4 protein-coding genes are annotated in these 4,418 nt (G+C 70.7%); 3 read left to right on the plus strand and 1 reads right to left on the minus strand.

Annotation, left to right across the window (positions count from 1 at the left end; genetic code table 11):
* Nucleotides 1–241 precede the first annotated feature (241 nt).
* Nucleotides 242–1,795, plus strand: a complete 1,554-nt coding sequence (gene hutH / locus AN218_RS19275; protein ID WP_070018137.1) for a histidine ammonia-lyase — start codon at nt 242–244, stop codon at nt 1,793–1,795.
* On the opposite strand, the gene AN218_RS19280 is transcribed toward hutH, so the two are convergent.
* On the minus strand, nt 1,768–2,181 hold the full coding sequence (locus tag AN218_RS19280; protein WP_070018138.1) for a hypothetical protein: 414 nt from the start codon (nt 2,179–2,181) through the stop codon (nt 1,768–1,770). The two genes, hutH and AN218_RS19280, sit on opposite strands and share 28 nt — an antisense overlap.
* A gap of 127 nt (nt 2,182–2,308) precedes the next feature.
* Here AN218_RS19280 and AN218_RS37565 point away from each other — a divergent pair, with 127 nt between their 5' ends.
* Nucleotides 2,309–2,902: a hypothetical protein gene (locus AN218_RS37565; RefSeq protein WP_070018139.1), complete on the plus strand. Its 594-nt coding sequence runs from the start codon at nt 2,309–2,311 to the stop codon at nt 2,900–2,902.
* Nucleotides 2,903–3,120: 218 nt separating this feature from the next.
* Entirely contained in the window at nt 3,121–4,353 is a 1,233-nt protein-coding gene (locus AN218_RS19290) for a L,D-transpeptidase (protein ID WP_070018140.1), read from the plus strand.
* Nucleotides 4,354–4,418 lie beyond the last annotated feature (65 nt).

Below are 4,418 nucleotides of genomic sequence, written 5' to 3' on the forward strand. Positions count from 1 at the left end.
ATACGTACCGGCGGTCCGTACGCGTCCGAGGACGCCCCCGGACCGCACCGGCGACGCGGCACACGCGTCGCCAGCCCCGACCTGTGAACCGTCCGCCCCCAACGGCCAACGCCCGCGCCCCCGTTGGCGCCCACCGCACCGGCACCCCGGCCGTCCGCCGTCGCCGCCGCGTACCGGCCCGCACCCGCCGCACGGACCCCGGTCGTGACAGCAATCGATTCACTCTCTAGGGTGCCTGAATATGAGTATGCACACCGTGATGCTGGGCGACTCCGGCACGACCCCCGAAGACGTCATCGCCGTCGCCCGGGACGGCGCCCGTGTCGAGCTGACGGCGCGGGCCGTGGAAGCCCTCGACGCCTCCCGGCGGCACATCGAGGAACTGGCCGCCGAGTCCCGCCCGGTCTACGGCGTCTCGACCGGCTTCGGAGCCCTCGCCGTACGCCACATCAGCCCCGAACTCCGCGCACAGTTGCAGCGCAACATCGTCCGCTCGCACGCCGCCGGCATGGGCCCGCGCGTCGAGCGCGAGGTCGTGCGCGCGCTGATGTTCCTGCGGCTGAAGACCCTCGCCTCCGGCCGCACGGGCGTACGCGCCGAGGTCGCGCAGTCCATCGCGTCGCTGCTCAACGCCGGGATCACGCCCGTCGTCCACGAGTACGGATCGCTCGGCTGCTCCGGCGACCTCGCGCCGCTCTCGCACTGCGCGCTGGCGCTCATGGGCGAGGGCGAGGCGGAGGGCCCCGACGGGACCGTGGCGCCCGTCGCGGAACTCCTCGCCGCGCACGGCCTCGCCCCCGTCGAACTGCGCGAGAAGGAAGGGCTCGCCCTCCTCAACGGCACGGACGGCATGCTCGGCATGCTCCTCCTCGCCTGCGCCGACCTCGGGCGCCTCTTCACCTCGGCGGACGTCACCGCCGCGCTGACGCTGGAGGCGCTGCTCGGCACCGAGAAGGTCCTCGCGCCCGAGCTGCACGCCATCCGTCCGCACCCCGGCCAGGCCGCCTCGGCCGCCAACATGCTGAAGGTGCTGGAGGGTTCGGGCCTCACCGGGCACCACCAGGACGACGCGCCCCGCGTCCAGGACGCCTACTCGGTGCGCTGCGCTCCCCAGGTCGCCGGGGCCGGGCGGGACACCCTCGCGCACGCCCGTACGGTCGCGGAACGCGAACTGGCCGCCGCCGTCGACAATCCGGTGGTGCTGCCGGACGGACGTGTGGAGTCGAACGGCAACTTCCACGGGGCGCCCGTCGCCTACGTACTGGACTTCCTCGCGATCGCCGCCGCCGACCTGGCGTCGATAGCGGAACGCCGTACCGACCGCCTCCTGGACAAGAACCGCTCGCACGGTCTGCCGCCCTTCCTCGCGCACGACGCGGGCGTCGACTCCGGCCTGATGATCGCCCAGTACACACAGGCCGCCCTGGTCAGCGAGATGAAGCGGCTGGCGGTGCCGGCGTCCGCCGACTCGATCCCCTCCTCGGCGATGCAGGAGGACCACGTCTCGATGGGCTGGTCCGCCGCACGCAAGCTGCGCGGAGCCGTCGACGCCCTCACCCGGGTCGTCGCCGTCGAGCTGTACGCGGCGGCGCGGGCCGTCGAACTCCGCGCCGCGGACAGCAGGTTGACGCCCGGCGCGACGGCGCGCGCGGTCGTCGCGGCGCTGCGCGAGGCGGGTGTGGACGGCCCGGGGCCGGACCGCTACCTCGCACCGGATCTGGCGGCGGCCGAGGAGTTCGTCCGTACGGGAGCGCTGGTGCGCGCGGCTCAGTCCGCGGCGGGCGAACTCGCCTGAGCGGAACGGGAGGAGGCCGCGGCGGCCCTGCGGCGCGTACGGAGGACCAGGGCGCCGCCCGCGCCCGCGAGGCCGAGCCCGCCGAGTACGACGGGGGTCGTGAGCCCGTAGGGGCCCAGATGTCCGGCGTCGGCCGCGGCCTCGGCACGGTCGCCGGTGTCGCCGGTGTCGTCCGTCTCGCCCGTACCGTTCCCGCCGCGCTCTCCGTCGGCCGTCGGCGAGGCGACCGCGTGGTGCGCACCGGCGGCGCTCTGCGCCCCCGGCGCCTCCGGGGTGGCCTTCGCGGTCGGCACGAACCACAGAGCGCAGAGCACCGCACCGGCAGAGGTCGCCGTCATCAGCGAGCGTCGGCGGGCGGAGATGCTGGATCGTCCGGCTGCGGGCACGGAACAAGCCCCTTCCAAGTGCTGTGGTGCGCCGGGCGCACCATGAACTGGCGGCACGACGGCCGATGTTATAGACAGCCGCGGGTCGTACGGAAGCCGAGGCTCCGTTCCGTCCTACGCTCCGGGCATGGCTGCCGACGAGACACCGCGCCCCGAACCGTCCGACCCCTCCGCCCGGCCCTCGCCGCACATCCGGCTCCGCGTCGACCTGGTCGTCGAGATCGCCGACGCGAAGGCTCTGACCGGCGCCGCTCTCGAACACGTCGCCCGTGACGAGCTGATGCCGGACGAGGAGCGCGAGCACACCGAGGAGATCATCAGCGCCGACGCGGGCGAGGCCCTGGCCTGTCTCGTCGACCCCTTCGACCTCGTCAGGGAGCTGCCGGGCGTCGAACTCGCCCACGCCAGTTGGGGAAGCGAGGAGATGGACGCCGGCGAACTGGAGGCGTTCTCCTTCCTCGAAGAGGACGGCGGCCCCGACGAGGACGAGGTCGAGGTCGAGGACGAGACCGGGGACGAGACCGCGTACGAGATCGAGGAAGAGACCGAGTACGAGTCGGAGCAGGATTCCGAGCAGGATTCCGAGCACGATTCCGAGCACGAGGACGCGTACGAGCCGGAGCGCGAGGGTGCGTACGGCGGGACGTACGACCCGGCCTACGGCGACCTCCCCGCGAGTTTCCGTGAGAACGTTCACGGTCTGGACGGCGTCAGCCGCTGACAGTCCGCCACCTTTGGCGTCTGCGCAGGTCAGAGCGGCGATCTTCGCTGTTCCCGAGGAACGCGTGGTCTGGGACACAGTTTCGTAACCAGTGGAACCGGTCACCAGCCCGGAAGCGTTCTTCTCCGTAGAGCCGGTCGCACATGTCCGGGTTGTTCCGGCAGGGAGCGCACACGGCTGCGGGGAGCTTGGGATTCTGATGCAAATGGAGAAAGCCTGTGACGACGCTGGGTAAGCACCGCAAGGCTGTGGCGGCTACGGCCGTGGTGCTGGGCGGGGTACTCGCGCTGGGCGCCTGCGGTTCGTCCGGGGGCGACGGCGGCGACGACGCGAAGAACGCCAACTCGGAGGCGCACGGCAAGAAGAGTTCGGAAGCCCGAATAAAGATCGCGTCCAAGGACGGGTCCGAGGGCGCCAGCATCAACAACGGCGGCAACGTCCAGGTGAGCAAGGGCAAGCTGACCGCCGTGTCGCTGACCGCCGTCGAGGGCGGCACGAGTGTCGACGGGACGATCTCGGACGACGGCACCTCCTGGAAGCCGGACCGGCAACTGGAGCGGGCGACCCAGTACAAGATCACGGCGAAGGCGAAGGACTCCGGGGGCCGCAAGGCCGTTGAGAACTCGACCTTCACCACCGTCTCGCCCGACAACAGCTTCATCGGCACCTACACCGGCGAGGACGGCCAGTCCGTCGGCGTGGGCATGCCGGTCTCGATCAACTTCGACAAGTCGATCGCGAACAAGAAGGCCGTACAGTCCGCGATCAAGGTCAACTCGACCAGCGGCCAGGAGGTCGTCGGGCACTGGTTCGGCGACAACCGCCTCGACTTCCGCCCGGAGGACTACTGGAAGCCGGGCTCGAAGGTCACCCTCGCCCTCAAGCTGGACGGGGTGAAGGGCGGCCCGAACATGACGGGCGTGCAGAACAAGTCCGTCAGCTTCAACATCGGCCGCTCGCAGGTCTCCACGGTCGACGCCGCCAAGCACACGATGACGGTCGTGCGTGACGGCAAGAAGCTGAAGACCATCCCGATTTCGGCCGGCAGCGCCAAGAACCCGACGTACAACGGCAAGATGGTGATCTCCGAGAAGCACAAGGAGACCCGGATGGACGGGAACACCGTCGGCTTCGGGCGCAAGGGCGAAGAGGGCTACGACATCAAGGACGTCCCGCACGCCATGCGGCTGTCGACCTCCGGCACGTTCATCCACGGCAACTACTGGGGCGCGCCCTTCGGTTCGGGCAACACCAGCCACGGCTGCGTCGGTCTGAAGGACGCCCGCGGCGCGGGCGACAACAGCACCGACGGCGCCTGGTTCTACTCGAACTCGATGATCGGCGACGTCGTCGAGGTCAAGGGCTCCCCGGACAAGACCGTCCAGCCGGACAACGGCCTCAACGGCTGGAACATGAGCTGGGCGGAGTGGAAGGCCGGCTCCGCCGTCTGATCCACCCGGGTCCGCACCGTACGTACGAGAAGGGCGGGGTCACAGGCTCACCGCGAGCCTGTGAC

Source organism: Streptomyces nanshensis (genome assembly GCF_001751255.1).
GTDB lineage: Bacteria > Actinomycetota > Actinomycetes > Streptomycetales > Streptomycetaceae > Streptomyces > Streptomyces nanshensis_A.